General features: G+C 38.8%; 19 protein-coding genes, 1 pseudogene and 1 other annotated feature (1 of these 21 running past the window's edge). Of the genes and pseudogenes, 8 read left to right on the forward strand and 12 right to left on the reverse strand.

Annotated elements, in window-relative coordinates:
* Nucleotides 1-168 (reverse strand) — a binding site (T-box leader) (it extends 61 nt beyond the left edge of the window).
* A 142-nt stretch (nt 169-310) separates the two neighbouring features.
* A complete protein-coding gene (locus tag AC3ISE_RS17145; protein WP_489221904.1) occupies nt 311-3232 on the forward strand; it encodes a transglycosylase domain-containing protein in 2922 nt (973 codons plus the stop codon).
* Between the two features lie 93 nt (nt 3233-3325).
* On the opposite strand, the gene acsA is transcribed toward AC3ISE_RS17145, so the two are convergent.
* The gene (gene acsA / locus AC3ISE_RS17150) at nt 3326-5044 is read right to left on the reverse strand and encodes an acetate--CoA ligase (protein ID WP_489221905.1); all 1719 of its coding nucleotides are present in this window, start codon (nt 5042-5044) and stop codon (nt 3326-3328) included.
* 163 nt (nt 5045-5207) lie between these two features.
* Here acsA and AC3ISE_RS17155 point away from each other — a divergent pair, with 163 nt between their 5' ends.
* From AC3ISE_RS17155 to AC3ISE_RS17165, 3 genes are read left to right on the forward strand one after another with little or no spacing between them, the layout of a single operon-like run.
* Nucleotides 5208-5840: a GNAT family N-acetyltransferase gene (locus tag AC3ISE_RS17155; protein WP_489221906.1), complete on the forward strand. Its 633-nt coding sequence runs from the start codon at nt 5208-5210 to the stop codon at nt 5838-5840.
* A 40-nt stretch (nt 5841-5880) separates the two neighbouring features.
* On the forward strand, nt 5881-6525 hold the full coding sequence (locus AC3ISE_RS17160) for an acetoin utilization AcuB family protein (protein ID WP_489221907.1): 645 nt from the start codon (nt 5881-5883) through the stop codon (nt 6523-6525).
* A complete protein-coding gene (locus AC3ISE_RS17165; RefSeq protein ID WP_489224365.1) occupies nt 6519-7697 on the forward strand; it encodes an acetoin utilization protein AcuC in 1179 nt (392 codons plus the stop codon). Before AC3ISE_RS17160 ends, AC3ISE_RS17165 begins: the two co-directional genes overlap by 7 nt.
* A 103-nt stretch (nt 7698-7800) precedes the next feature.
* Here AC3ISE_RS17165 and ccpA read toward each other — a convergent pair whose 3' ends face one another.
* Nucleotides 7801-8805, reverse strand: coding sequence for a catabolite control protein A (gene ccpA, locus AC3ISE_RS17170; protein WP_191555854.1), 1005 nt, complete (start codon nt 8803-8805; stop codon nt 7801-7803).
* A 501-nt stretch (nt 8806-9306) separates the two neighbouring features.
* Here ccpA and AC3ISE_RS17175 point away from each other — a divergent pair.
* The 4 genes and pseudogenes from AC3ISE_RS17175 to AC3ISE_RS17190 all read left to right on the forward strand — a co-directional run.
* Nucleotides 9307-10290: pseudogene (locus AC3ISE_RS17175) on the forward strand (NAD-dependent epimerase); the annotation flags it as partial.
* Between the two features lie 6 nt (nt 10291-10296).
* Nucleotides 10297-11580, forward strand: a complete 1284-nt coding sequence (locus AC3ISE_RS17180; protein WP_489224366.1) for a nucleotide sugar dehydrogenase — start codon at nt 10297-10299, stop codon at nt 11578-11580.
* Between the two features lie 297 nt (nt 11581-11877).
* Nucleotides 11878-12513 carry a nucleoside-diphosphate sugar epimerase/dehydratase gene (locus AC3ISE_RS17185; protein WP_489221908.1) on the forward strand — a complete coding sequence of 212 codons (636 nt, stop codon included), beginning with the start codon at nt 11878-11880 and terminating at the stop codon, nt 12511-12513.
* A 77-nt stretch (nt 12514-12590) separates the two neighbouring features.
* Nucleotides 12591-13556, forward strand: a complete 966-nt coding sequence (locus AC3ISE_RS17190; RefSeq protein ID WP_489224367.1) for a UDP-N-acetylglucosamine 4,6-dehydratase family protein — start codon at nt 12591-12593, stop codon at nt 13554-13556.
* A gap of 87 nt (nt 13557-13643) precedes the next feature.
* Here AC3ISE_RS17190 and AC3ISE_RS17195 read toward each other — a convergent pair whose 3' ends face one another.
* The 10 genes from AC3ISE_RS17195 to AC3ISE_RS17240 form a co-directional block, all read right to left on the reverse strand.
* Nucleotides 13644-14663, reverse strand: a complete 1020-nt coding sequence (locus tag AC3ISE_RS17195; RefSeq protein WP_489221909.1) for a Rossmann-fold NAD(P)-binding domain-containing protein — start codon at nt 14661-14663, stop codon at nt 13644-13646.
* 111 nt (nt 14664-14774) lie between these two features.
* The gene (locus tag AC3ISE_RS17200) at nt 14775-15932 is read right to left on the reverse strand and encodes a DegT/DnrJ/EryC1/StrS family aminotransferase (protein ID WP_489221910.1); all 1158 of its coding nucleotides are present in this window, start codon (nt 15930-15932) and stop codon (nt 14775-14777) included.
* Nucleotides 15933-16082: 150 nt separating this feature from the next.
* Entirely contained in the window at nt 16083-16994 is a 912-nt protein-coding gene (locus AC3ISE_RS17205) for a glycosyltransferase (protein ID WP_489221911.1), read from the reverse strand.
* A 162-nt stretch (nt 16995-17156) separates the two neighbouring features.
* Nucleotides 17157-17810 carry an acetyltransferase gene (locus AC3ISE_RS17210; RefSeq protein ID WP_489221912.1) on the reverse strand — a complete coding sequence of 218 codons (654 nt, stop codon included), beginning with the start codon at nt 17808-17810 and terminating at the stop codon, nt 17157-17159.
* A gap of 211 nt (nt 17811-18021) precedes the next feature.
* Nucleotides 18022-19173: a glycosyltransferase family 4 protein gene (locus AC3ISE_RS17215; protein WP_489221913.1), complete on the reverse strand. Its 1152-nt coding sequence runs from the start codon at nt 19171-19173 to the stop codon at nt 18022-18024.
* A gap of 4 nt (nt 19174-19177) precedes the next feature.
* On the reverse strand, nt 19178-20464 hold the full coding sequence (locus tag AC3ISE_RS17220) for a hypothetical protein (RefSeq protein ID WP_489221914.1): 1287 nt from the start codon (nt 20462-20464) through the stop codon (nt 19178-19180).
* Nucleotides 20465-20548: 84 nt separating this feature from the next.
* Nucleotides 20549-21997 (reverse strand): oligosaccharide flippase family protein, encoded by a 1449-nt coding sequence (locus AC3ISE_RS17225; protein WP_489221915.1) that lies wholly within the window; start codon nt 21995-21997, stop codon nt 20549-20551.
* 71 nt (nt 21998-22068) lie between these two features.
* Nucleotides 22069-22689 carry a YveK family protein gene (locus AC3ISE_RS17230; protein WP_489221916.1) on the reverse strand — a complete coding sequence of 207 codons (621 nt, stop codon included), beginning with the start codon at nt 22687-22689 and terminating at the stop codon, nt 22069-22071.
* A 104-nt stretch (nt 22690-22793) separates the two neighbouring features.
* Nucleotides 22794-23384, reverse strand: a complete 591-nt coding sequence (locus tag AC3ISE_RS17235) for a sugar transferase (protein ID WP_489224368.1) — start codon at nt 23382-23384, stop codon at nt 22794-22796.
* Nucleotides 23385-23846: 462 nt separating this feature from the next.
* Nucleotides 23847-24923: a bifunctional 3-deoxy-7-phosphoheptulonate synthase/chorismate mutase gene (locus AC3ISE_RS17240; RefSeq protein WP_489221917.1), complete on the reverse strand. Its 1077-nt coding sequence runs from the start codon at nt 24921-24923 to the stop codon at nt 23847-23849.
* Between the last annotated feature and the right edge of the window lie 257 nt (nt 24924-25180).

Genomic DNA, 25180 nt, shown 5'->3' on the forward strand with positions numbered 1-25180 from the left:
CGGCATATATAACGGCATTCTGACCGTCTTTCGCTAATTGGCATTTCAGCCTTTCACAAAAGAAGCTCCTGGAGGTAATTCATGATTCATCTGTGTACTGATTTTCATCGGCCATCAGCTTTCTAAAACAGGGAGATGTTCACTACTTATTCCATTCAAAGCATTTTAAATTCTTTTAAATTCTAATAAATCTTTTTTACCATATAGAATTTCACTTGTCAAACGATTCATCACCATCTGACATAATCATACAAAAGTACTGTTTTTATATGATATAATTGAAAGGATTGTATAGGGGGATGATACATAAATGGATAAATTCAAAACTTGGTACAGCAAATTTATGCCTTACAAACATAGAACAGTTAAAGGGTTTAATATTACATACGGTGTCGTCTGGAACCTGATGCTGATCTTTTTTGTCATCGGTTTAATTGCCGCATCATTTGGCGGCGGAATCGGCGCAGGTTATTTCGCATCGCTTGTTAAAGATGAACCTCTCCGCACTTATAGTTCCATGAAAAAAGATATTTATAATTACGAAGAAACCTCGCAGATCTATTTTTCTGATTCTGTGTATTTAGGGAAGCTCCGCGCGGATATTGAACGGCAGGAAGTAAAGATTGATGATATTTCAAAGCATGTAAAAAATGCTGTCATCGCTACGGAGGACGAGTTTTTCTACGAACATGACGGGGTTGTCCCTAAAGCAATTATGCGCGCACTTTTTCAAGAAGTAACAAATTCCTCTAACCGTTCTGGGGGAAGCACGCTCACTCAGCAGCTGATAAAAAATCAAATTCTTACAGATGAAGTTTCTTTTGACCGCAAAGCCAAAGAAATCCTGCTTGCTCTCAGACTTGAGCGCTTCTTTGAAAAAGAGGAAATTTTGGAGGCTTATCTGAATGTAGCAGACTTAGGCAGAAACGCTTCCGGCAGAAATATTGCCGGTGTACAGGCCGCTGCACAAGGGATATTTGGTGTGGATGCGAAGGATTTATCCCTTCCCCAATCCGCTTTTATTGCAGGACTTCCTCAGAGTCCATTCGGCTATACTCCATTTACAAACAGAGGTGAAATAAAGGAAAACCTCGATGCTGGAACATCCAGAATGAAGACGGTACTGAGACGTATGTATGCAAAAGGCTTCATCACGCAAGCAGAATACGACGAAGCAAGCAAATTTGATTTAAGGAAGAGCCTGGCCAAGGCCAAGCCATCCTCCATTGAACAATATCCTTGGCTGACTTATGAAATCGAAGAACGCGCTACTGATATTATTTTAACGCAGCTTGCTGAAAAAGACGGCCATAAAATGGATGAACTGAAGCAAAACAAAGAATTATACGCAGAATACAAAGCACTTGCTGACCGTAACTTAAGGCAAAACGGCTATAAAATCCATACAACTATTCAAAAAGATATTTACGACAAAATGAAAACCATCGCTGAATCGTATGAATACTACGGCAGCGATAAACCTGAAGTGAAAATAGACAAAGATACCGGGAAGAAAATACAAGTTCAGGAGCCCGTTGAAGTTGGTGCTGTTTTAATTGAGAATAAAACAGGAAAAATCATCAGTTTCGTCGGGGGAAGAAATCATAAAAGAGAACAGGTTAATCACGCGATGGATACGCCGAGATCGAATGGCTCAACGATGAAGCCGCTGCTTGCCTATGCTCCAGCAATGGAAACCGGCGCCATCCAGCCTGGATCGGTTCTTGCAGATGTACCAATGCAAATCGGCGAATGGAACCCCAAGAATTTCGATGGCCGCTTCCATGGATTTACAAGCGCCCGCTATGCACTTGAAAAGTCATATAATATACCTGCCATCAAGTCATATTTAAAAGTGATAGATCAAAATCCTCTCAACTATTTAAAGAAAATGGGAGTCACAACCATCTCTAAAGCCGACGGCGGTCCAGCTACCTCAATCGGGGGGCTGACCAATGGCATTACCGTTGAAGAAAACGTTAACGCCTATGCAACCTTTGCAAATGGCGGAAAGTTTATCGATGCTTATCTCATTGATAAAATTGAGACAAAATCAGGTGAAGTCATTTATCAGCACAAATCAAAAGCAATAGATGTATTTACACCTCAGACATCCTATTTAACAATCGACATGATGCGCGATGTTATCAAACAAGGAACGGGTTCATCCGCAAAGAACTACCTGTCATTCAGCGCGGACTGGGCAGGAAAAACAGGAACCAGCCAAGATTATAAGGATATTTGGTTTGTAGGCACAAATCCGAATGTTTCATTTGGAACGTGGATCGGATACGATACTCCTAAATCTGTTCAAAAAGATTATAAGGGCATGTCCTACAGCCGCCGAAACATCCTTTTATGGTCAAAGCTGATGAATGCAGCTCATGATGTGAATCCGGGGCTCATCGCCCCTAAAGAAACGTTTAAAATGCCCGGCGGAATCGTTCAGAAATCATATTGCGCACTGTCCGGGGATCTGCCTTCTGCGATGTGCCAGCAGGCCGGACTTGTTGCAACAGACCTCTTTAATGCGAAGTTCGTACCAACAAAAACAGATGACAGCTTAACATCAGGAAAATATGTATTTGTAAAAGACAGAGCATACAAGGTACCGCCTTCTGCTCCTTCTGAATTCGTTCAGCAAGGTGTGATGCTGAAAAAGGAAATTTTACAGAAGCATAATTTAAGCAGCTTCAGCGATTTAAAAGAATTGCTGCCAAACAAAACAAACTGGGGCAATATCGTTGTAACAGATGGAAATGAAATTCGGGACAACGGTTCTGCTCCATCACAAGTATCCGGAGTAAGAATCGGGAGCGGCCGCCTGAACTGGAACACAAGCGGTGATTCCGATGTTGTAGGCTACCGCGTTTATGCAGCTGGAAACTTCTCTAAGAACTTCAAAAAAGTAGCGAGCATCCCTGCTTCAAAAAGTCTTTCTGCATCAATAGGAGGTTCACCTGCTGCCTACTATGTAGTGGCAGTTGATGTAGCGGGAAAAGAATCACCTGCATCTGCTACTGTAACGAGCGGATCCTATCAAGCTCAAAAGCCGAAAGCGCAGCCTGCTGATTCTAAACCTAAAAATCCGAAACCGGCTGAACCAAAGCCAGCGGATCCGAAACCTAAAGATCCAAAACCAGCCGATCCGAAACCGGACCCTAAACCTCCGGAGAAGCCAGCGGATAATGAGGAGCAAACTCCTCCAAAAGAAGAAAAACCAAACGGCTGACCTATAGAAGCATCCTGAACCAGATTAAGAATGAAAGTGAACTATACGAAAAAAGCTTGCAGACTATCTGCAAGCTTTTTTCATTTGATTCTATTAATCTTCCATTGTCGACAAATCGCCAGTCGGCAAATCGAGCTCCCACGCTTTTAAGACACGGCGCATAATTTTTCCGCTTCGTGTTTTTGGCAGCTTATCGCGGAATTCTATTTCACGCGGTGCTGCATGAGCAGCAAGCCCCTTTTTAACAAAATTGCGGATTTCCTCTTTAAGTTCATCTGTAGCTTCGTATCCGTCCCGAAGCGCAACGAACGCTTTAATAATTTCACCGCGGACCGGATCCGGCTTTCCGATTACTCCAGCTTCCGCAATCGCAGGATGCTCGACAAGCTTGCTTTCAACCTCAAATGGACCGACGCGCTCGCCTGATGTCATGATGACATCATCAATTCTGCCCTGGAACCAGAAATAGCCGTCTTCATCCTTGTAGGCCGAGTCCCCGGAAACATACCAGTCTCCCGGCATAAAGTAAGACTCGTACTTTTCTTTGTTGTTCCAGATGGTATGCATCATGGAAGGCCAGCCTTTTTTAATCGCCAGATTTCCCATGCGGTATGGCGGAACTTCATTGCCCTGGTCATCAACAATCGCAGCCTGGACGCCCGGAATTGGTTTCCCCATTGACCCTGGCTTGATTTCCATGGACGGATAGTTGCAGATTACCTGTGCACCCGTTTCTGTCATCCACCATGTATCATGAATACGGTTTTCAAAGACTTTTACGCCCCATCTGACAACTTCAGGATTTAACGGTTCCCCAACACTCAAGATGTGTCTCAATGAACTGAGGTCAAACTGTTTCACAAGCTCGTCTCCTGCACCCATAAGCATCCGGAAAGCAGTTGGTGCACTGTACCAAACCGTTACTCCGTAATTCTGGATTGTTTCATACCACTGTTCAGGCTTAAATCTGCCCCCTACGATGACGTTTGATGCTCCGTGCAGCCAAGGTCCAAAGATCCCGTAAACGGTCCCTGTGACCCATCCTGGATCGGCTGTACACCAATAAACATCGTCTTCTTTTAAATCAAGAACCCAGCTGCCGGTCTGATAATGCTGAATCATCGCCTGATGAACATGCAGAACCCCTTTCGGCTTGCCGGTTGAACCAGATGTATAATGGAGCAGCAGTCCATCTGTTTTTTCTACCCATTCTATTTCAAGCTTATTGCTTGCTGTCTTCATTCTTGTCAAGAAATCTATGTATGGACCATCTTCATGAACATTCTCTCCTACAAGCACAACATGCTTCAGAGCCGGGAGATCATTAATCGGAACTCTTTCAAGAAGCGCTGGAGTTGTCACAATGACTTTAGCTTCGCTGTCCTGAAGGCGGTCGCTCACTGCTCCCTCCATAAACGCTTCAAATAAAGGACCGACAATGGCTCCGAGCTTTATCGCACCAAGCACCGTAAAATACAATTCAGGAGTTCTCGGCATAAAGACGAAAACACGGTCGCCTTTTTCTACATCTGCACATTGACGAAGAATGTTTCCTGCTTTATTTGAGAAATCTTTCATCTCTTTAAACGTATACTTTTCTACTCTTTCAGGGTCACGGTAATACAAGGCAACCTTGTTTTTCCGAAAAGATTCTGCATGTTTGTCAATTGCTTCGTATGCAGCATTAATTCTCCCTGTTTCAGACCACGATAAATGCTTTTCTGCTTCTGCCCAATCAAAATTTTCATAGGCTTTTGCATAGTCTTCAAGATTGTGGTTCCCCTTTGCTGCTGGCAGCGCTTCCAACTTCATCTTTAACTCCCCCTTATTCAGTATATACATTCTCTATTATAGAACAGATTCTATCTTTTCTCAATTTTTAAAAAAATCACAGTTTTTAAATGTAACCGCTTCATTTATCAGATTTTCTAGTATAATAGATTTAAGTCCAGCATCAATAGAAGGCGGTGAATGAATGGAACATCCTAAAACCTATAACGCAAAAGAGATTAAAACTCCTTATGGGCCGCTCATTATCGAAGGTCCAATAAAAGCCGAGAAACTGGCAGGTCTTGAATTTCATCATGATCTGGTAGCTTTCAGGCAGCCTGAGCAGCAGCACAAAGCTTTGATTGAAATAGCTGCTCTTCCCGAAGGACGTATTATTATAGCAAGAAATCGCCATACCATTGTCGGGTATGTTACATATTTATATCCAGACCCACTGGAGAGATGGTCAGAAGGCAAGATGGAAAACCTCATTGAACTTGGCGCAATCGAAGTTATTCCTGAATACCGCGGCTATTCTGTCGGAAAAAACCTGTTGAGAGTTTCCATGATGGATGATGCAATGGAAGACTATATTACCATCACCACAGAATATTATTGGCACTGGGATTTAAAAGGCACAGGACTTAATGTGTGGGAATACCGGAAAGTGATGGAGAAAATGATGAATGCCGGCGGTTTGGAGTGGTATGCAACAGATGAACCAGAAATCAGCTCCCACCCCGCAAATTGCCTTATGGCTAAAATCGGAAAAAGAGTGGATCAGGATTCAATTCAGCAGTTTGATCAGCTCAGATTTAAAAACCGGTTTATGTACTGATCTTCTTTCGTTCACGTTTTAAAACAAAGGGGTTTTATGTATGATAGTTGAACAAATCATGAAAAAAGATATTGTGACACTGACACCTGATGCTACCATTGCAGAAGCAATTAAAAAAATGGCTGAACACCGAATCCGCCATATCCCGATCGTAGCTGAAAATGACCTGCTGGCGGGGATTGTGTCCGACCGTGACATTAAAGATGCAAGTCCTTCAATCTTTCAGCTGAGTGAAAATAAAGAAACCTTGAATAAACCATTAAAATCAATCATGAAAAAAGATGCTATTACTGGTCATCCTCTTGATTTTGTCGAGGAGATTTCTTCTATTTTTTATGAGCACAAAATTGGCTGCCTGCCAATTATTAAGCACGGGAAACTAGTGGGCATTGTCACAGAAACAGATCTCCTCCATACCTTTGTTCAGCTGACAGGAGCGAATCAGCCCGGCTCACAAATCGAGGTCAAGGTTCCGAATGTTGCCGGCATGCTGTCTGAGGTATCTGATGTTTTCAGAAAAAGCAAAGTAAACATTGCAAGTGTTCTTGTTTATCCTGACAAAGACGAGCGGTTCAAAGTTCTCGTATTCAGAGTGCAGACCATGAATCCTATGGCACTGATTGATGAGCTCAATAAAGAAGGATATACCGTTTTATGGCCTAACATCCCGGGGATTTCATCATGAAAGAAAATATTTTCATCTATTCTCCTCTTTTTCAGCAATATAAATTCAGCCAGGATCACCCGTTCAATCAGCTGCGGGTGGAATTAACATATGACCTTCTGAAAAAGATGAACGCATTGTCAGATGATGAACTGGCTGCACCAAGAATGGCGACGGATGAAGAACTTGCTCTTGTTCACGATAAAAAGTACATAGACGCTGTCAAAAAAGCAGGGTCTGGAGAATTGGATCCAAAAGAAGCGCTTAATTACGGCATCGGGACCGAGGATACACCTATTTTCAAAAACATGCACGAAGCAAGTGCCCTGCTTGTTGGAGGAACTCTTACTGCAGTCGAACAAGTAATGGAAGGCAAAGCTAAACGGGCTCTTAATCTCGGAGGCGGACTTCACCACGGCTTCCGCGGAAAAGCTTCAGGCTTTTGCATTTACAATGACAGCTCTGTCGCCATCAAGTTTATTCAGGAAAAATATCAGGCAAAGGTTTTGTACATTGACACAGATGCTCATCATGGGGATGGCGTGCAATGGACGTTTTATGATGATCCAACCGTCTGCACGTTATCGATTCACGAAACCGGCCGCTATTTATTTCCTGGGACAGGCAATGTGACCGAACGGGGTGCCGGACAAGGATACGGATACTCTTTTAACATTCCGCTTGATGCTTTTACAGAAGATGAATCATGGATCGATGCCTACAGACAGTCCATTAGAGAGATAGCAGCATTCTTCAAGCCTGATGTCATTATTACTCAAAATGGAGCAGATGCGCATTTCTATGATCCTCTGACCCATTTTGCAACGACAACAGCGATTTTCAAGGAAATTCCTAAAATCGCTCAGGAAATTGCAGATCAATACTGCGGCGGGAAATGGATTGCAGTTGGAGGCGGAGGCTATGATATCTGGAGAGTCGTCCCGAGGGCCTGGGCAATGATCTGGCTGCAGATGAAACAGCAGACTGCAGCCGGATCGCTTCCTGAGGAATGGATCAAACGCTGGCAGCCGGAAGCACCCGTTACCCTCCCCTCTGTCTGGGAAGACGCCAAGGATCAATATAAAGCCATTCCCAGGAAACTTGAAATCGAAGAAAAAAACGCTCAAACTGTGGCGAAAGCTCTTTATCCTCTCAGGCAAAATCATGGAAAAGACAGAAAGACCCTATCTTGAAGAGAAAGCATGGACCGAAAAAATCCATACTTTTACTATTTGTATGGTTTTTTTGAAACATAACAAAAAGAGCATCGGCTAAGCCAATGCTCTTTTTGTGTTATTATGCTTTAGTTGATTGTCTGATTTCAATGCGGTGCGGAAGCTCAACAATATGATTTTCCACTTCTTCTTTGTTCATCAGCTTAGTCAGAAGACGCATAGCAACAGCACCGATATCGTATGTCGGCTGAACAACTGTTGTTAATTGAGGACGAACCATGGTTGCTAATTTTGTATTATCAAACCCGATGATCTCAATATCATTTGGAATCACATAGCCGCTATCCTGCGCTGCGTGAACGACTCCCAATGCCATTTCATCTGTGCCGGCAAAAATAGCTGTTGGCTTATCAGATAACTCGTTAATTTTTTCGAATGCTTCAAGACCTGAATCGTAGGTGTAGTCACCTTCAGTAATTAAATCTTCATCAACGGCAATACCTGCTTCTGTAAGTGCACGGCGGTATCCGTTCATTTTCATTTCTTTATTGATTGGCTCTTCCATTGGCCCAGTCACATAGCCGATGCGTTTATGCCCTTTTTCAATCAGCATGGAAACAGCATCAAACGTTGCCTGTTCATAATTAATGTTGACAGATGGAGTTACCTCATTTACATCAACTGAAGCTGCAAGCACAATCGGTACAGGAGAACGTTTAAATTCTTCTACATGCTCATCAGTAATATTTCCGCCCATGAAAACAATGCCGTCCACTTGTTTGCCGAGCATTGTATTAAGCAAGTGCAATTCTTTATCACGGTTTTGATCAGAGTTGCTCAAAATGATGTTGTACTTGTACATTGTGGCAATGTCTTCAATACCGCGTGCAAGCTCAGCATAAAAAGTGCTTGAGATATCAGGAATAATAACGCCTACTGTTGTCGTTTTTTTACTTGCAAGTCCGCGAGCAACTGCATTCGGGCGATAGCCGAGGCGATCAATTGCTTCTGATACTTTCTTCCGTGTTGTCGGTTTTACATTCGGATTGCCGTTTACAACCCGGGAAACAGTAGCCATTGAAACATTTGCTTCACGGGCTACATCATAAATTGTGATATTATTCATTTTATTACACTCCTTCTAATTCCATATCTATGTATAATTAGCATTTACAATTTTCAAAGTAAAATGTCACCAATTTTCAATTTATCCCGTATATACGGGCAATAAACTCTCTCATCACAAAAGCTATGCATGTATGTACATAATGATACGACACTATGAAAACGTAAGCAATCTATTTACAGCCTATTTACATATGTTTTCATAAGCAGTTTCATTTTTGTTCATAACTGAGCAATCAATACAAAAACAGATTGACTGTATTTTATCTTAAAGAAGATTGATGAAAAGTGCAAGGATAATCATGGATTTGCATCTGCCTGCTGAATTCTTTTCTACCTGTTCATTTTTATTTCTCTATTAAATAGAAGCCAATTCCTTCTTCACGCTGATTTCTATCTTTAATAGGTTACTCCCCAAATTTCATAGATTTAAGAACCATAATGCATTTCCTTCATATACAAGTAGTGTTAACACTTATTTGAAGGGATATGAGCGATTTTTATGTCAAATTCTAACAAAATTCTCATTACTGGATGTGCAGGCTTCATAGGCTTTCATCTATCAAAACGATTGTTGCAAGAGGGCTATTCAATAGTCGGAATTGATAATTTGAATGATTATTACGATGTAGAACTAAAGCATTCACGTCTGAATTTGTTAAAAGATCACGAAAATTTCACTTTTATTTACGGACCATTGGAAGACAAAGATTTAATAGAAAGCACGTTTTCTGAACATCTCCCATCAAAAGTTGTCAATCTTGCAGCTCAGGCCGGTGTTCGTTACAGCATCGATAATCCTCATGCATATATCCAATCTAATATAGTAGGATTCATGAACATTCTTGAAGCTTGCCGCCATCATAAAATCAGCCATCTCCTCTATGCCTCCTCAAGCTCCGTCTATGGATCGAATGAAAAAATGCCTTTTTCCGTAAATGATTTTGTAGATACTCCCATAAGCTTGTATGCAGCTACTAAAAAAGCGAATGAACTGATGGCTCATACTTATAGTCATCTATATGGGCTTAAAACAACAGGTTTGCGTTTCTTTACGGTTTATGGCCCATGGGGAAGACCTGACATGGCTCTGTTTAAATTCACGAAAGCGATTTTGAACGGTGAGCCGATCAGTGTATTTAATAATGGAGAAATGAAACGTGACTTCACCTACATCGATGACATTGTTGAAGGGATTGTCAGATTAATCGATAGAAAACCCGCTCCTTCTGACCTTTCAGAACATACCCCATACAAGGTATATAATATCGGAAACAATCAGCCGGTCGATCTAATGCACTTTATTACAGTACTAGAAGATAAATTAGGTAAAAGAGCGGAAAAACAATTGCTTCCGCTTCAGCCCGGAGATGTTCCCGCAACTTACGCAGATGTAGATGCGTTAATGCGTGACGTTGATTTTAAACCCGCAACATCTGTTGAAGAAGGCATTGGAAAATTTGTCGATTGGTATAAAGAATATTATGGCCTTATTCCTGTAAAAAGAACGATTGGGGTTGTCGGTCTTGGCTATGTCGGACTTCCAGTGGCTGTTGCATTTTCTGAAAAGTTTCCTGTGACTGGGTTTGATATCAACTCAAATCGAATAAATACTCTTAAACAAAATTTAGATTATACCGGCGAATTGTCCAAGGACGAACTAATTGCTGCAGAAATTGCCTATACAGACGATCCTGAAAAACTTAAGGATTGTAATTTTATCATCATCACAGTGCCCACACCTATTGATGCAACAAAACGGCCGGATCTGACACCAATAATATCCGCATCAGAAATCGTTGGAAGGCGTTTAAAAAAAGAAACAATCGTCGTATATGAATCTACAGTTTATCCAGGTGTTACGGAAGAAGTGTGCATTCCAATATTAGAGAAATACTCAGGACTTAAAGCAGGAGCAGATTTTTTTGTTGGATATTCACCAGAGAGAATCAATCCGGGTGATAAGGAACATACATTTAAGAATATATTCAAAGTTGTTTCAGGACAATGCAAAAAGACTTTGGAAATAATCGCCGACACATATGGAATGGTAGTGGATAATATATATCCGGCTCCATCCATAAAGGTTGCAGAAGCTTCCAAAGTTATTGAAAATACCCAGAGAGATCTTAACATAGCATTAATGAATGAATTGGCAATAATATTTAATCGTTTAAATATAGATACAACTGAAGTGTTGAAGGCGGCAGGAACTAAATGGAACTTTTTGAAATTCACACCTGGATTGGTAGGAGGACATTGTATTGGAGTGGATCCTTATTACCTGACATATAAAGCAGAAAGTACCGGATATCTTCCTGAAGTCATTTTAGCCGGAAGAAGAATTAATGATAATATGGGGCAATTTATTACAATGTCTTTAATTAAACGATTGATCCAGCAAGGTTTCAACGTACAAGGATCACTAGTCACTGTGTTAGGTATAACATTTAAAGAAAATGTACCTGACATTCGCAATTCCAAAGTAATTGATATTATTGACCATCTAAATGAATTTGGCATTGAAGTACAAGTGACAGATCCGCTTGCAGACCATGGTGAAGTAAAGAAAGAATATGGTTTGTCAATTTGCTCCTTAGATAAATTAAAACCAGCTGATGCGGTAATAATCGCTGTCCCCCATCAGCAATATGTGCAACTGGGCTGGACAGACATACAATCCCTTTTGATTAATGGAAAAGGAATTGTTTTTGATATAAAGAATGTACTGAATCAAGCATCTTGTCCTGAAGGTATTACGCTGTGGAAATTATAAGTGTTTAGAATTTGGATTCACCATAAGACTGTAAATTTCTCATAGTAAATATGAATGACAATTGGCATTCAAGACCTTAGTTCCAAAGTGATTGGTTTCAGAGATAATAATGGAGGAATATATGTGTACAAGAATCAAAGATTCCTGACATTTTTAGCAATTGATACGTTTCTTATCTTTACTTCTTTGTCAGCTTCTTATTTCCTTTTATCCGGGAGCTCCTTTGATATAAGTAAAACGGATTTTATGTATGTTTTTCTTTTATACTTGCTGACTACATTAATCGTTTTTCATTTTATGAAAATAAATAAATCAATGTGGAAATACGCAAGCATCGGTGAAGTTACCTTGATATTTAAAGGGCTGGTATACTCATTATTTGTTGTTTATTTCACGCACTTTCTCCTGTACCAGATATTTAACAATCTGCTTTTCCCTTATTCTTTTTTCTTGGTTACTTTAGTCATTTTCATGTTTAGCTTTTCATTTTCAAGGTTTTCTCATAGAATTTTTCAGGAAACTAAGTGGAGAGTAAATACTTCAGGAAAAAGGGTTCTTATAGTGGGTGCGGGAAATGCCGGAACACTTGTTTTACGAGAAATAAAGAATTCTAAAGATACTCCACTCCAGCCGATCGCTTTTGTTGATGATGATCCCTCGAAAATAAACCTTCAGATAATGGGAATTCCTGTAGTTGGCTCTATAAATGACCTCCAAATGGTTGTGAAAAAATATAAAATCGACCTCATCATTATCGCAATCCCTTCCGTGCCGCGTTCTGATATTGCCAAAATCGCAGCTGCCTGTAAAGCGTATAATATACCTGCAAAGATTCTGCCAAGGATAAGTGATGTATTAAACGGCAAGGTCACTATTAATATGATAAGGGATGTAAGGGTAGAAGATTTGTTGGGAGATCTCCGATTGAATTAGATTTAAAAGGAATAAATGAATATGTAACAGGAAAAATAATTTTAGTAACTGGAGCTGGAGGATCCATTGGTTCTGAGATTTGCCGCCAAGTTTCTAAATTCAGCCCGGAGAAATTACTATTACTCGGACATGGGGAAAATAGTATTTATACTATAGAAAATGAATTAAAGCAAAAATTTCCAAATATTTCTTGTATCGCAATTATTGCAGATGTACAAGACAGGGAAAGGCTCGTTCAAATATTTTCAGAACACCGTCCAAATATTGTCTTTCATGCTGCTGCTCATAAACATGTGCCTTTAATGGAGCACAATCCAACAGAAGCTATTAAGAACAATGTATTCGGGACTAAGAATATCGCAGAGGTGTCTCATCAATACCAAACAGAACAATTTGTTTTAATTTCTACGGATAAAGCAGTAAACCCAACAAGTGTCATGGGAGTAACAAAACGGATAGCTGAAATCATTATCCAAAGTTTGGATGAAGAGAGCCATACAAAGTTTGCTGCTGTCCGATTCGGAAATGTTTTAGGGAGCCGCGGCAGTGTTATCCCGCTTTTTAAACAGCAAATAGAGGCTGGAGAAAGCATCACTGTCACACATCCAGACATGACAAGGTATTTTATGACAATTCCAGAGGCCGTTCAGCTCGTCATTCAAGCGGGGGCTTTTGCACAAGGAGGAGAAATCTTCATTCTGGATATGGGCCAGCCTGTAAAGATTAGTGATCTTGCCAAAGAATTAATTAAATTATCTGGACTTGTACCCGAAAGAGATATAAAGATCGAATACACAGGGATTCGTCCAGGAGAAAAATTATATGAAGAAATTCTGACTGCAGAAGAAGGAAGTGTTTCTTCAAAACACGAGCTCATTTATATAGCCAAACCTATAAACTTAAAACAATTTAACCTTCCCTCCTCTATCAGCACGCTGGAAAAGCTTATTTATAACAATTCATCCCCTCAAAAATCTGAAGAGATTAAACAATTTCTTAAGCAGATTATTCCTACCTATCATACTCCTGATCAAAACCACTAGACTAAATCAATAGATTTTCAAATCAAAAACTCATTCCTGATGATTTAAACAGGGATGAGTTTTAATCTTCTTGCCATTACATTCAGCTTATATAGAATTAAGTATCTCATTCTTTATTTTTCCAATAGTAAGCTTCTCTATATCTGAATACTCTTTTTCAAGTTTTAATCCGCCAATTCCATTTGCCACGCCGACAATCTGCGTAGGATCTTTTATTCGATCTACAACAATGTCTCCATCATTTCCAATAATTCCGCCAGCCACTAATCTGACATCATCAATCGTCATCTCCCCTTGAATATTATGATAAAAATCTTTTGTATAGTCAGTTGAAAAAAGGACCGAATGGGGAAAGGCTGTTCTGACATCAAGTCTATAGCAGTTAATGCCATTTTTCTTTGCACCTTTTATAAAGTCCGAGGTGAAATTATTAATTCCTCCGTCTAATGCAAGACCTTTCTTTTTTAAATAATTTAAGTATACGGGAGGGATCACGTTAGAAGCTGAAGTAAAGGCTATTAAAATATCAATCTCGCTGAATAAGTCATCATAATTCTGTACAGCCGTGATATGACTCTGGGAGTATTTATGAAGCAAGTAGTTTAACGCTGTTACTATTTCTTTCGTTTTTTCCTTATTTCTTGAGTCAAGGTAAACCTTTGCCAATCTCTCTGCTAATCTGAGAGATAGCTTGGAACCGAGATTTCCAGCTCCATAAATTAGTACTTTTCTATTTCTTAAATCATCATTAAAATAGTGTCTCAAAAACATATCAGCTGCTTCTAAAGTTGTATCATTCGGTTTATAAGTAACGATTGTTGCCTGCTTCACAAATTGATTTGCAATCTGCAGAAGATTGATTTCCTTTTTTAATTCAATATCTACTAAGATATATTTGACATTGCCGTCAAGCGACTTAAAACATTCTTCTGCATATTCAGGATCAATGACCAAAAAATTTATGGCTTCAAAGCCTAAAGCCGTTCTTCTTGGCAAGACAGCAAAAGGCTGTGACTCTCTGACAGTGGTTCCAATCGTAGCAATTCTGTAATTAAATTCACATTTCAAACTATCTATTTCTTTCTGTATCTTTTCTTTAATATCCACATCATCACCCCTATTTTCCTTTCAACAAATTAATCGTTTGCTGAGTAGATGTAAGACTGGAGAAAGAGACAAAAGAATGACATATGGGGCTGCCTGTATTGTAAATCGTTTTTAAACTGATTTCTGCAATACCTGCTTGATGCAATTTATCACTCTCATCTGATCACTCAATGTTAGATTTGATCCTGATGGCAGACACATTCCTTTTTGAAATAAATCATCGCATAAACTTCTGCCCTCTTCATGTGAATAGTAGGAAAAACCTTTATATAGAGGCTGCAAATGCATCGGTTTCCAAACACGCCTCGCTTCGATATGATTTTCTTCCAGCTTTTCAATGATACTTTCTGCTGAAATTCCCGTCTTTATGGGATCAATCTGTAAAGCTGTTAACCAATGTGTCGATCTGCCATATGGAGCTGCAGTTAAGAAAGTTATCCCTTTTATTGCTGAAAGCTCATCAAAATACCGCTGGAATATCTTGCGCCTCGCTTCAACCCTGCTTTCTAATACCATTAGCTGACCCCGTCCTATGCCTGCGAGGATATTGCTCAAACGATAATTATAGCCTAATTCTTCATGTTGATAATATTTCGTATTTTCTTTAGCCTGGGTAGACCAGAAACGGGCTTTTTCTAATGCATTCAGATTACTTGAAACAAGCATGCCGCCATTTGAAGTAGTAATAATTTTATTTCCATTAAATGAATAAATGCCAAAGTGGCCAATCGTTCCGCTTGCTCTGCCTTTATATGTCGCACCAAGTGATTCAGCTGCATCTTCAATAATTGGAATCTTATATTGGCTGCACAATTCAACAATAGGGTCCATATCAGCACTTTGACCGTACAAATGGACAACAATTACTGCTTTTGGCAATGTACCTGAGTTTTCAGCTTCAATTAAAGCACGTTTCAGCGCCAATGGGCTCATGTTCCAGCTGAGCGGTTCAGAGTCGATAAATACTGGTTCAGCACCTTGATATAAAATTGGATTAGCGCTCGCTACAAATGTAAAAGAAGAGCAAAAGACAGTATCACCCGGCCCGACACCTAAGCAGCGCAAGGCAAGATGCAAAGCAGCAGTGCCGGAACTTAATGCAACCGCACCTGCTGCTCCTGTATAGACAGCAAGCTCCTGTTCAAACATATTTATATTCGGGCCAACCGGAGCTATCCAATTCTCAGCAAATGCCTCCTTAACAAAAAGCTGTTCTTTATCCCCAATATGCGGCGGTGAAAGAAAGATGCGTTTCGTTTCAGACTCCATGGTGTTCACATCTCTTTCTTTAATGAATGTAATACTCTTTATGGACATAAGGAGTATTCAGGAAGTTAAAAAAGGGAGCTGACTCATAGCCCCTGAGGTCTTAAGTTTCAGCTCCTTCTCTTCCATATTCCCTGCTGATTCAGATGATTTTTACAGCAGTTTCATGATCTTTTCTTCTATTCCTGATTGTTGAATAATATGAGACCATTTATATTTTTCAAAATGGGCCCGATCAATAGATCTTGCCTTATCTTTTTTTATTAACGAATCTAATCCATCCAGGCTATGATTAACAGTAACAAGCTGAATTTCATTTTCATCCATGAAATTCCTCACCCATAAATAATCTGTTGTAATGACTTTAAGACCCATAGATAAATATTCCAGTAGTTTCGTTGATGTCTGTATATTATAAGGGTATTTGTCCGGCATAAAATTCATTCCATATACAGCTTGAGCCGCACATTCAGGAACGTCTTCATACTTCATTTTTCCAGTAAAAGTAATGTTTTCGCACATCCTGTAATCCCCGTATATCTCATCACTCACATCTCCAATAAGCAGAAGGGTCAGATTTTTCCCTTTCCACTTAAAATAGTCAAGAAGCAAGTGGATGTCTCTTTCTTTAGAAATTGAGCCTACATAAACACAATCAAAATTTTTTTCTGAATGATCCACTCCAAAGAAAATATCATCGACACCCATATCTCTATAAATATATTCAATTTGATCTTTAAAATTCATACCCTCTTTTACTGAACGATTTAGAAAAACTCTTAATTCAGGTTTGCGGTTGACGGTTTGCTTGATTTTATTCTTTAATTTAGGAAACATACCGGTTGAAAGCGATGGGTATTCATGAATCACGGGAATGGTTAATTTTTGAAATACATCAATGCCCATAAACCTCCATACCATATCAAAATCTTCTGTTTTCCAGTCTGTCAGTAAAGAAGAATCGTATAACCGAAACGCTTCTTCTTTCTCATTAAAGTATTTTAGATAAGCATTAACTACCGGCAGGAATGCTTTGCCCGACCTTTCAATTAATATGTTCTTCATGGCGCATTCTCCTACTGAATAATCATGTGCCGCCGATTATTCTAAGTTTTCAATCACTCGGATCATATTGTCTCAATGACATATATGAAGAGAATGTCTTGCCCTATTCCAAAAAGGATATTTTTTCCTTTCTCTTTGCGAATGAATCGGAAAGAACAAGCTCTATAAATATTTTTCTCCCTTTGTTCTGCTTCGGATGATCTTAGCCGGACAACCGTAAGCTACTTTAAAGGAATCAACATTTTTTATAACCGTAGATCCAGCTCCAATTACAGAGTGTTCCCCTATGTGAACAGAATGTATAACATTTGATCCTAGCGATATAGCTGAATATTTGCCGATTTTCACATTTCCTCCCAGAGTAGCTCCCGGTGCAATACTTGCGAAATCTTCAATCGTACAATCATGATCAATTGATGCACAGGTATTAATTATGCAATGCTCTCCAATAGCAGTGCAGCTATTGATAACAGCTCCCGCCATTACAACTGTTCCTCTTCCAATGGAAACTCCACTGCCAATCACTGCTGCGGGATGAATAGCAGGAACGAAATGAAAATTCGGAAAGAGTCTAATAATCTTTTCTGCTTTTTGATTTCGCGCCCAATTATCTCCAAATGCAATAATTCCACCATGAATTTCTTCCATATTATTCAATAAATATTCTGTGCTTAGAATTTCATATCCATAAACTTTTTCTGTTTTTGAACGATTTTCATCTGATATGCCTAAGATTCGATAATCAAATGATTTCTCAAAAATATCAATCACGACTTTTGCATGTCCTCCTGAACCAAAGATAATGATATTTTTCAAAAACCCACATCCCTTGATTAATATGAAACATGTGTCGTAAACAATTTTTATTTATATCTATGTACTTAACTAATGAATATGAAAGAGATTTTGATAATCGATTAAGGCAATTCGGTATTGTTCGTTAAACCAATTACTATTTCCAAATCCCTTGGTGTTCGAATAAAAGAACAACTGGATATAAAAAAGAAAGCTGTTTCGAACAGGTCTTTCACCTCTCGAACAGCTTTTCTCTCTTAATAATTCCAAGCTCCATATATACTTCTTCCATTTGGATTAATACTTTCTCTAAGGAAAAATCGTTTTCAATTTTCACTCTTCCCTCTTCTCCAAATTGTCTGGCAAGGGCTCCGTTGGATAAAAGGAGCAGACATTTCTCAGCAAGCTCTCCTGGATCTTTGATCGGAACAAGATAGCCGTTTTTTCCATCTTCAATCAGATCTCTGTTCCCTCTAATATCCGTTGCAATAACTGGAATCTTCATTGCCATCATTTCCATTAATGAACGCGGCAGTCCTTCGCGAATAGATACGAGAAGACCAATATCCGTTATACTGAGTATTTCAGCTATATCCGTTCTGAATCCTAAACAGCGAATATATTTTTCTAAGTTTGATTCCCTTACCATCTCTTTAATTGTTTCTGATTCTTCCCCTGTTCCAACAAGTAAAATCAAGAAATCTTCCGTTTTTTCTTTTAAAACTTCACAAGCCCGCACAATATCTATTTGCCTCTTATTTTCGTTAAATTCAGCAATATGAGTAATAATTTTTGTATGAACATTAAGGCCAAGTTCATTTTTGTATGACAGTTTATCGCGTTCTGTGTAACCCTCAGCATCGTAAGTAAGATGATCTATCCCTACGCCTTTTACATAATGAATTTTTTCTGGAGAAATGATTTTACGTGCAGAAGCAATATCATCTGTGTTAGTAACAATAAGCTTATTCGTTTTCATTCCCGCTATTCTTTCAACTATTTTATATAAAGTATTGGCAGCGATTGATCCATTCTCATTAAAATGAAAGCCGTGTGCACTATAAATGACTGTATGGGTTTTAGAAGAAGCCATTCGGGTGATAAAGGATGAAATGGGTGTATGCAAATGAAGGATTTGATAATCTTTAATGATCTTTTTTATCATTCGATAGGCCTTAAAATTCCCGCGATCTAAGACAGACCTGCTGAATGGGACGTGGTGGATCGTCACTCCAAGTTCTTCTAGAATGCTTAAATTGCTGTGATCCGTATTTGCTGCAACTCCCACTTTAAATCCCTTATTCTTAAAATACACGATATGAGGCACTAAAAAAGCCTCTATCGTTCTGCTGATGGTGGTCACAAATAAAATCTTCTTTTTCATAGCATCATTCTTTTCTATCTTTTTTATAGATCGTTTTATAAAAAACAAGCGGCAGCAATAAGGTAAGTGCAGCTAAACGATATCTATAAATAGATCCAAGATTAGGAAGACTGAAGGATACCGCTATAAATACTGAGAATGCGTACATCATAATGACGCTGCCGGTATTTTTTGCGATTAGTATTTTGCGGTTTTTCCAGATAAAGTAATATAATACATACCAGACAATCATCTCCAGACCGGACAACCGATACAAACCTTGACCAACAGACAGCCACTGCCATGGAAAGGGAGCAAAAATTGAAAAGGGCAGCTGTACAATCCACCTGATCTCTGGCGGGAACAGTGTTACAAACCGGATGCCTGAACCTCCCTCTAATGCAATCTGATTAATCCGGTTTACTTCTGTCTGAGATGTTGAATTACTTACAGTCTGAAGCAAGTTCTCTCCCGCAAAAAGGGTTCCGAATAGAACAATACCCACTATAAAGAAGATAGTATTTCTAAAAAACGTTCCATTTCCTTTAAAGAACTGAAACAAAATCATCAAAATAATTGGAATTGAGATGGCCAGCAAAAACTGAGATCTCATAAAACTGACGATAATAACCCCGCAAATTCCGAGTATCAGATCTCTGCCGTTTAATTTGTTTCCGCTTATGCCTAAAATTAAAAAACCTGCCAATACCATTCCAAGCGTAACAAAAGCATCTTTTAAAAGGGATATCGACCAGAAGATAGCACTTGGAAAAAGACTCCACAGCAATGCTGCTATGACTGCTGTCTTCTTGCCGCCCACTCTGTATCCAAGCTCATAAATCAAAGGAACGATAATGACAGACGCTCCAAGGTTAATCAGCTGCGGAACATTCATATCCGGCCCAAAGATATTATAGAAAAAGGCAACAAAATAAGTATATTCAAGATTTCCTTCAAGTGCGTTTATCCAGGAATGGGTTCTGATTGCATCAAGTGCATCACCGTGGTAAACAAGGGCATCTACATCTCCTGGAAAAAAACCGCCCAGACCATTTTCAAATGAGTAAATTTTCAAGAAGATGAAAAGGATGATTCGAACTGATATGGCGATAAAAATGATTTTAATCACATTTTTAGGATGCTTAAATAGCCCAGATAACCCTATAGCAATTGAGAAGCTCAGCAAAATAATAATTAAATATATATTGACCATAAAATTATTAATTGCAAGCAATGTTCCTAATGAAAGAGCTGTGCATAAAAAGAAGAAGATCCAAGGCAGTTTTTGAAACAGATGATACTGAAATAGCATACTACCACCAAACTTTCCCGTTTTGCATCTTACATATATAAAATAAAATCCTGCTGTCATTTTTTATTTATAGATCACTTGTGATTAATGGATGAATCTTCGTTTAATCCTTTCAATCAACTCATTACGATATATACGAAGAAATGAAATGTGATATGAAAATACAAAGAGACATAAACCATAGACAGTCAAAAAAATGACTAAACTTATAACAACATACAATTGGAGGTGATAAATCATAAACAATAAACTGATCATTGTAATAAATGGCAGAAAGATTAAACCTGCAGATTGAATATACATCTTATGCGTTTCTCCCATATCCTTAAAACAAAACCACATCATAAGCAAGGGATAAATAACATAAGAAAATGCAGTACCCAACGCGACGCCTTCAATATCAAATCCCAAATAAATAAGTGTCAGGTTGACAGAGGTGTTAATTATAACTGCAGCAAACAAAATTCTTAAATATGTCCACTGTTTATTTACGACCGTCAAGTAATGAGCATACAGCATAGCCCAAATTAAAAAGAACATTCCAATGATAATGAATTTAGCTGCTTCTATACCATCAGTATATTGAGGCATCAGCCATTCAACTAATACTGGAAGAATCAAATAAACGGTGCCAAGAATGAAAGGGCTAAGATAAGATAAATAAATCGTTGGATTCACTACGATATTCTTCAAGGCTCTTTTTTCGCCCGTCTCCCCGTATCTAAAGCTGATCTTAGGATACATTACTTGATGTAAAACACTCGGCAGAACCATAATGCCCTGATATACAAAAGCCGTTATTCCGTAATGCCCTACAGATGAAGGTCCAAAGAAATAAAAAATGATCAGGCGGTCAATTGTGATGAAAACGTTAAGCAGGATACCAATCAAAGTGATCGGTATACCATATGCAATCATTTGCTTAATCACTTTCCAGTCCCAATTAACCTTTAACTTAAAAGTCAATCTCATTTGACTGTAAAGAATCGCAATGAGATTTCCTGCAAGAACACCAAGCAGCAAACCATAAATACCAAATTTCACTGAAAATATTGCCATAAACAAATACTGCAGCGATCCTATAAACAGCTGAATGATTGCCACTACTTTAAAATTTTGAATGGATAAGAAAAGCATGTTATAAAACAAGGCAAAATTTTGCAGAGGAACAAGCAGTATGACAAGGATGCTTAATATTGTTTCAAATTCCGAAAGCGGCAATAGAAAAACAATGATAACGCCAGGAATCGCTAAGCTTCCCGAAATAATCATCCATGTAAAAACAACATTTCGCACAAGCTTGACTCTTTTTAAATTTTTTTTCCCCAATAACTGAGGAATATCCCGGCTAAAACCATCTAAAATTCCAAGATGCATGCGGTAGCCATACACTAATATTAAAGAGTAGATAAGCCAAACCCCGTAATCCTCCGGTCCAAGAATATTTCTGATCCAGATGCCTGTTACAAAGGATACAAGTGCGGATAAAGCAGACACACAGAAAAGAATATAGATATCTTTAATAAATCGCATACATTCTTATAACCCCTTACTGTTACGGAAATCGTAAGGATTTTTCGTATAATCTATTTTTAAAGCCTTATTTATGATTTCTTAGATCTCTTGTTAACAGAATGCATCAGAAGGGTAATCCAGATGGATGCCATCAGTGAAACAACAAATGTTACGCCCATGATCAGGAAAGGCTTCGGACTGACAGGCTCGTAGTTAACAGCAGCCTTATTCATGATTTTGACATTACTCTCATTTAAATTCATGAGGTCCTCAATCCGTTCATCAAAAGAATCCGCGATTGCATTTGCTATAAGCATAGCTTCTTCCCTGTCAGAATTGTTTACAAGCAGTTCAAACATTTGTGATTCCTCTTTGCTTGCTACGGTTATGTTTTCCTCTGCTATTCTGAAAATATGACCTTCTTCACTTAATTTAGTTTGAGCCGATTTTAAAATGATTGGACTCTGAACAATATCCTGATAGGTGGTAACAAGTTTTAAAGAATCATCAATGCTGCTTGTTGATGGATTTTCAGGATCAGATTGATGACTAACAAGGAAGTTTACTTTTGCCTGATAGATTGGTGTAAGTATTTGAAATGACACAAAAGCGCTAGTTAGCACCGCAAAAGAAGTAATCAGAATGATGATCCAGAAACGTTTCCAAATGATTTCAAAGAAACTTGCAAAATCCAGTGTATCTTCTTTCATTTTTTTCTCCCTCTCAAATCGTTTAATAATTGGCATTCTCCATAAGTTATGCAGAGCTATCTCTTTAAGTTCTTACGCCTATATTCAATTAAAACCTGATGCTGTTATTGTCGTTCTTTATTGCCTCTAAAGACGTCCATAGTTGCCCTTCCCTCTTGATTAATATCTTTCGCCTGAAAAACTCTGAGAATCGTTTTAAATAGGATTTTCATATCAAGGAAAAAAGAGCAGTGTTCAACATACCAAATATCCATTTTAAATTTTTGTTCCCAGCTTACTGAGTTCCTGCCATTAACTTGTGACCAGCCGGTAATCCCCGGCTTTACATCGTGACGGCGATTTTGCTCCTCGTTATAAAGCGGCAGATATTCCATTAATAATGGCCTCGGCCCCACAAAGCTCATATCTCCCTTCAGCACATTAAACAGCTGTGGCAATTCATCTAAACTACAGCGCCTGATAAACTTTCCAAAGGATGTTAATCTTTTTTCATCACAATCTTCACCACTCTTTTGAATGGTCATTGTACGAAATTTATGAATCGTAAATGGCTTTCCATGCAGCCCTGGCCGGACTTGGTTAAAAAGGACTGGCGGCCCTAAAAATATCCATATCAAAATTGCAGTTATCATCATTAAAGGCATGAGTGCGACAATAAGAAAAAATGAACAAAATAGATCAAATAATCTCTTTATTGCTATCACCTCCTCGTAAGATTGACTTTTAGCCAATTACAAAAATAAAACTAGTTCATTCAATTCAATTTGTCTATTTATAGAAATTACCCATTAATCTTTTAATAACTTATTCTCTCTGAAACAAAGGGTAAGTTGTCCACTAATGAAAAGGCGTTTGCGGATTGGATTGATTCGATTAACAACTGAAAGCAATCTGCGGTAATTTAACAGACTTTCTAAGTTCGAACATTAATAGAAGAACAGGATGTAAATATTCCAAAAGCACTTGCATCTCTTCATAATGGATTTATAGAGAACAGGAGGCCTGATAGAACTGGAATCATAGATTACATTCATGTAGTGGATTAAGCAGAGGGTCATATATTAAAAAGGGAGAACTATTAGCAGGAACACAAAAACCGCCTGCAACATCCTGATGATAGGATGCTGCAGGCGGTTTTTTTATCTCATATAAAAAATTTATGCCTTTACTTTTACTAACGGTCTAATCTCATTCATGAACTCTGCGAACTGATCGAAATCCATTTGCTGAGCTGAATCCGACAGCGCGACTGCAGGGTCTGGATGAACCTCAGCCATAACGCCGTCAGCACCAATAGCAAGTGCTGCTTTAGCACAAGGGATAAGCAAATCGCGGCGGCCAGTTGAATGTGTTACATCAACCATTACCGGTAAATGCGTTTCTTGTTTTAAAATCGGCACAGCTGAAATATCAAGCGTATTTCGAGTAGCTGTTTCGTATGTGCGGATGCCGCGTTCACAAAGGATGATTTGATCGTTTCCTTGAGAAATAATATACTCAGCTGCATTTACGAACTCATCAAGTGTAGCAGCAAGGCCTCGTTTTAATAATACAGGCTTTTTAACTGCACCCGCAGCTTTCAATAATTCGAAGTTCTGCATGTTGCGGGCTCCGATTTGGATAACATCAATGTATTGAATCGCTGTTTCAATATCAGCCGGATTCACAATTTCACTGATAACAGCCATATCATATTCATCTGCAACGCGTTTTAAAATTTTTAAGCCTTCAAGACCAAGACCCTGGAAATCGTAAGGGCTTGTGCGCGGCTTGAATGCTCCTCCGCGCAATAAGCGGATTCCCTGTTTTTTAGCCTCTTCTGCAACAGCAGCTACCTGCTCGTAGCTTTCTACTGCACATGGCCCAACAATCAATACTTGGCTTCCGTCCCCAATTTTGACGCCTTTAACATCAACAATTGTATCTTCAGGCTTCTTTTTGCGTGAAACAAGAAGCGCTTTGCGGTGATCATCTTCCTGAAGCTCTAAGCTTGCTTTAAAGATTTCTTTAAAAATATGCTGCAATGTGGAGTCTTCGAAAGGTCCATCATTGTTCTCTTTGATTTTGTTAAGCATTCTTCGCTCACGGACGGGATCATATCGATTAACGCCCTGCGCTTCCTTGGCTTTACCTATATCCTGTACTAACTTTCCTCGCTCATTAATCAGCTGTAAAATCTGCAGATTAATCTCTTCTGCTCTCTCTCGCAATGCTTCTAACTCGGCGTTACTCATCTCACTCATCCTTTCGCGTTTTTTAAAATTGAAGAAACTCTTATGAAAAGCCGAAATCCGGCTTGTACATGCATCCCTTCAAAACTAGTGTTCAGGCGTGATGCAAACCTGCATCAGCTTTCTTAAAAAAAGAAAATATGATACATTTTCTTTAGTAATTAGTGATAATTATATACAAAATCCTTCGCGTTGTCACGCATTTTTCTTTAACATTTAAACGCTTTTAAGTGATAAAGCGTTTTTAAGCGCTAACAATA

Source organism: Metabacillus sp. KH_069 (assembly GCF_057838075.1).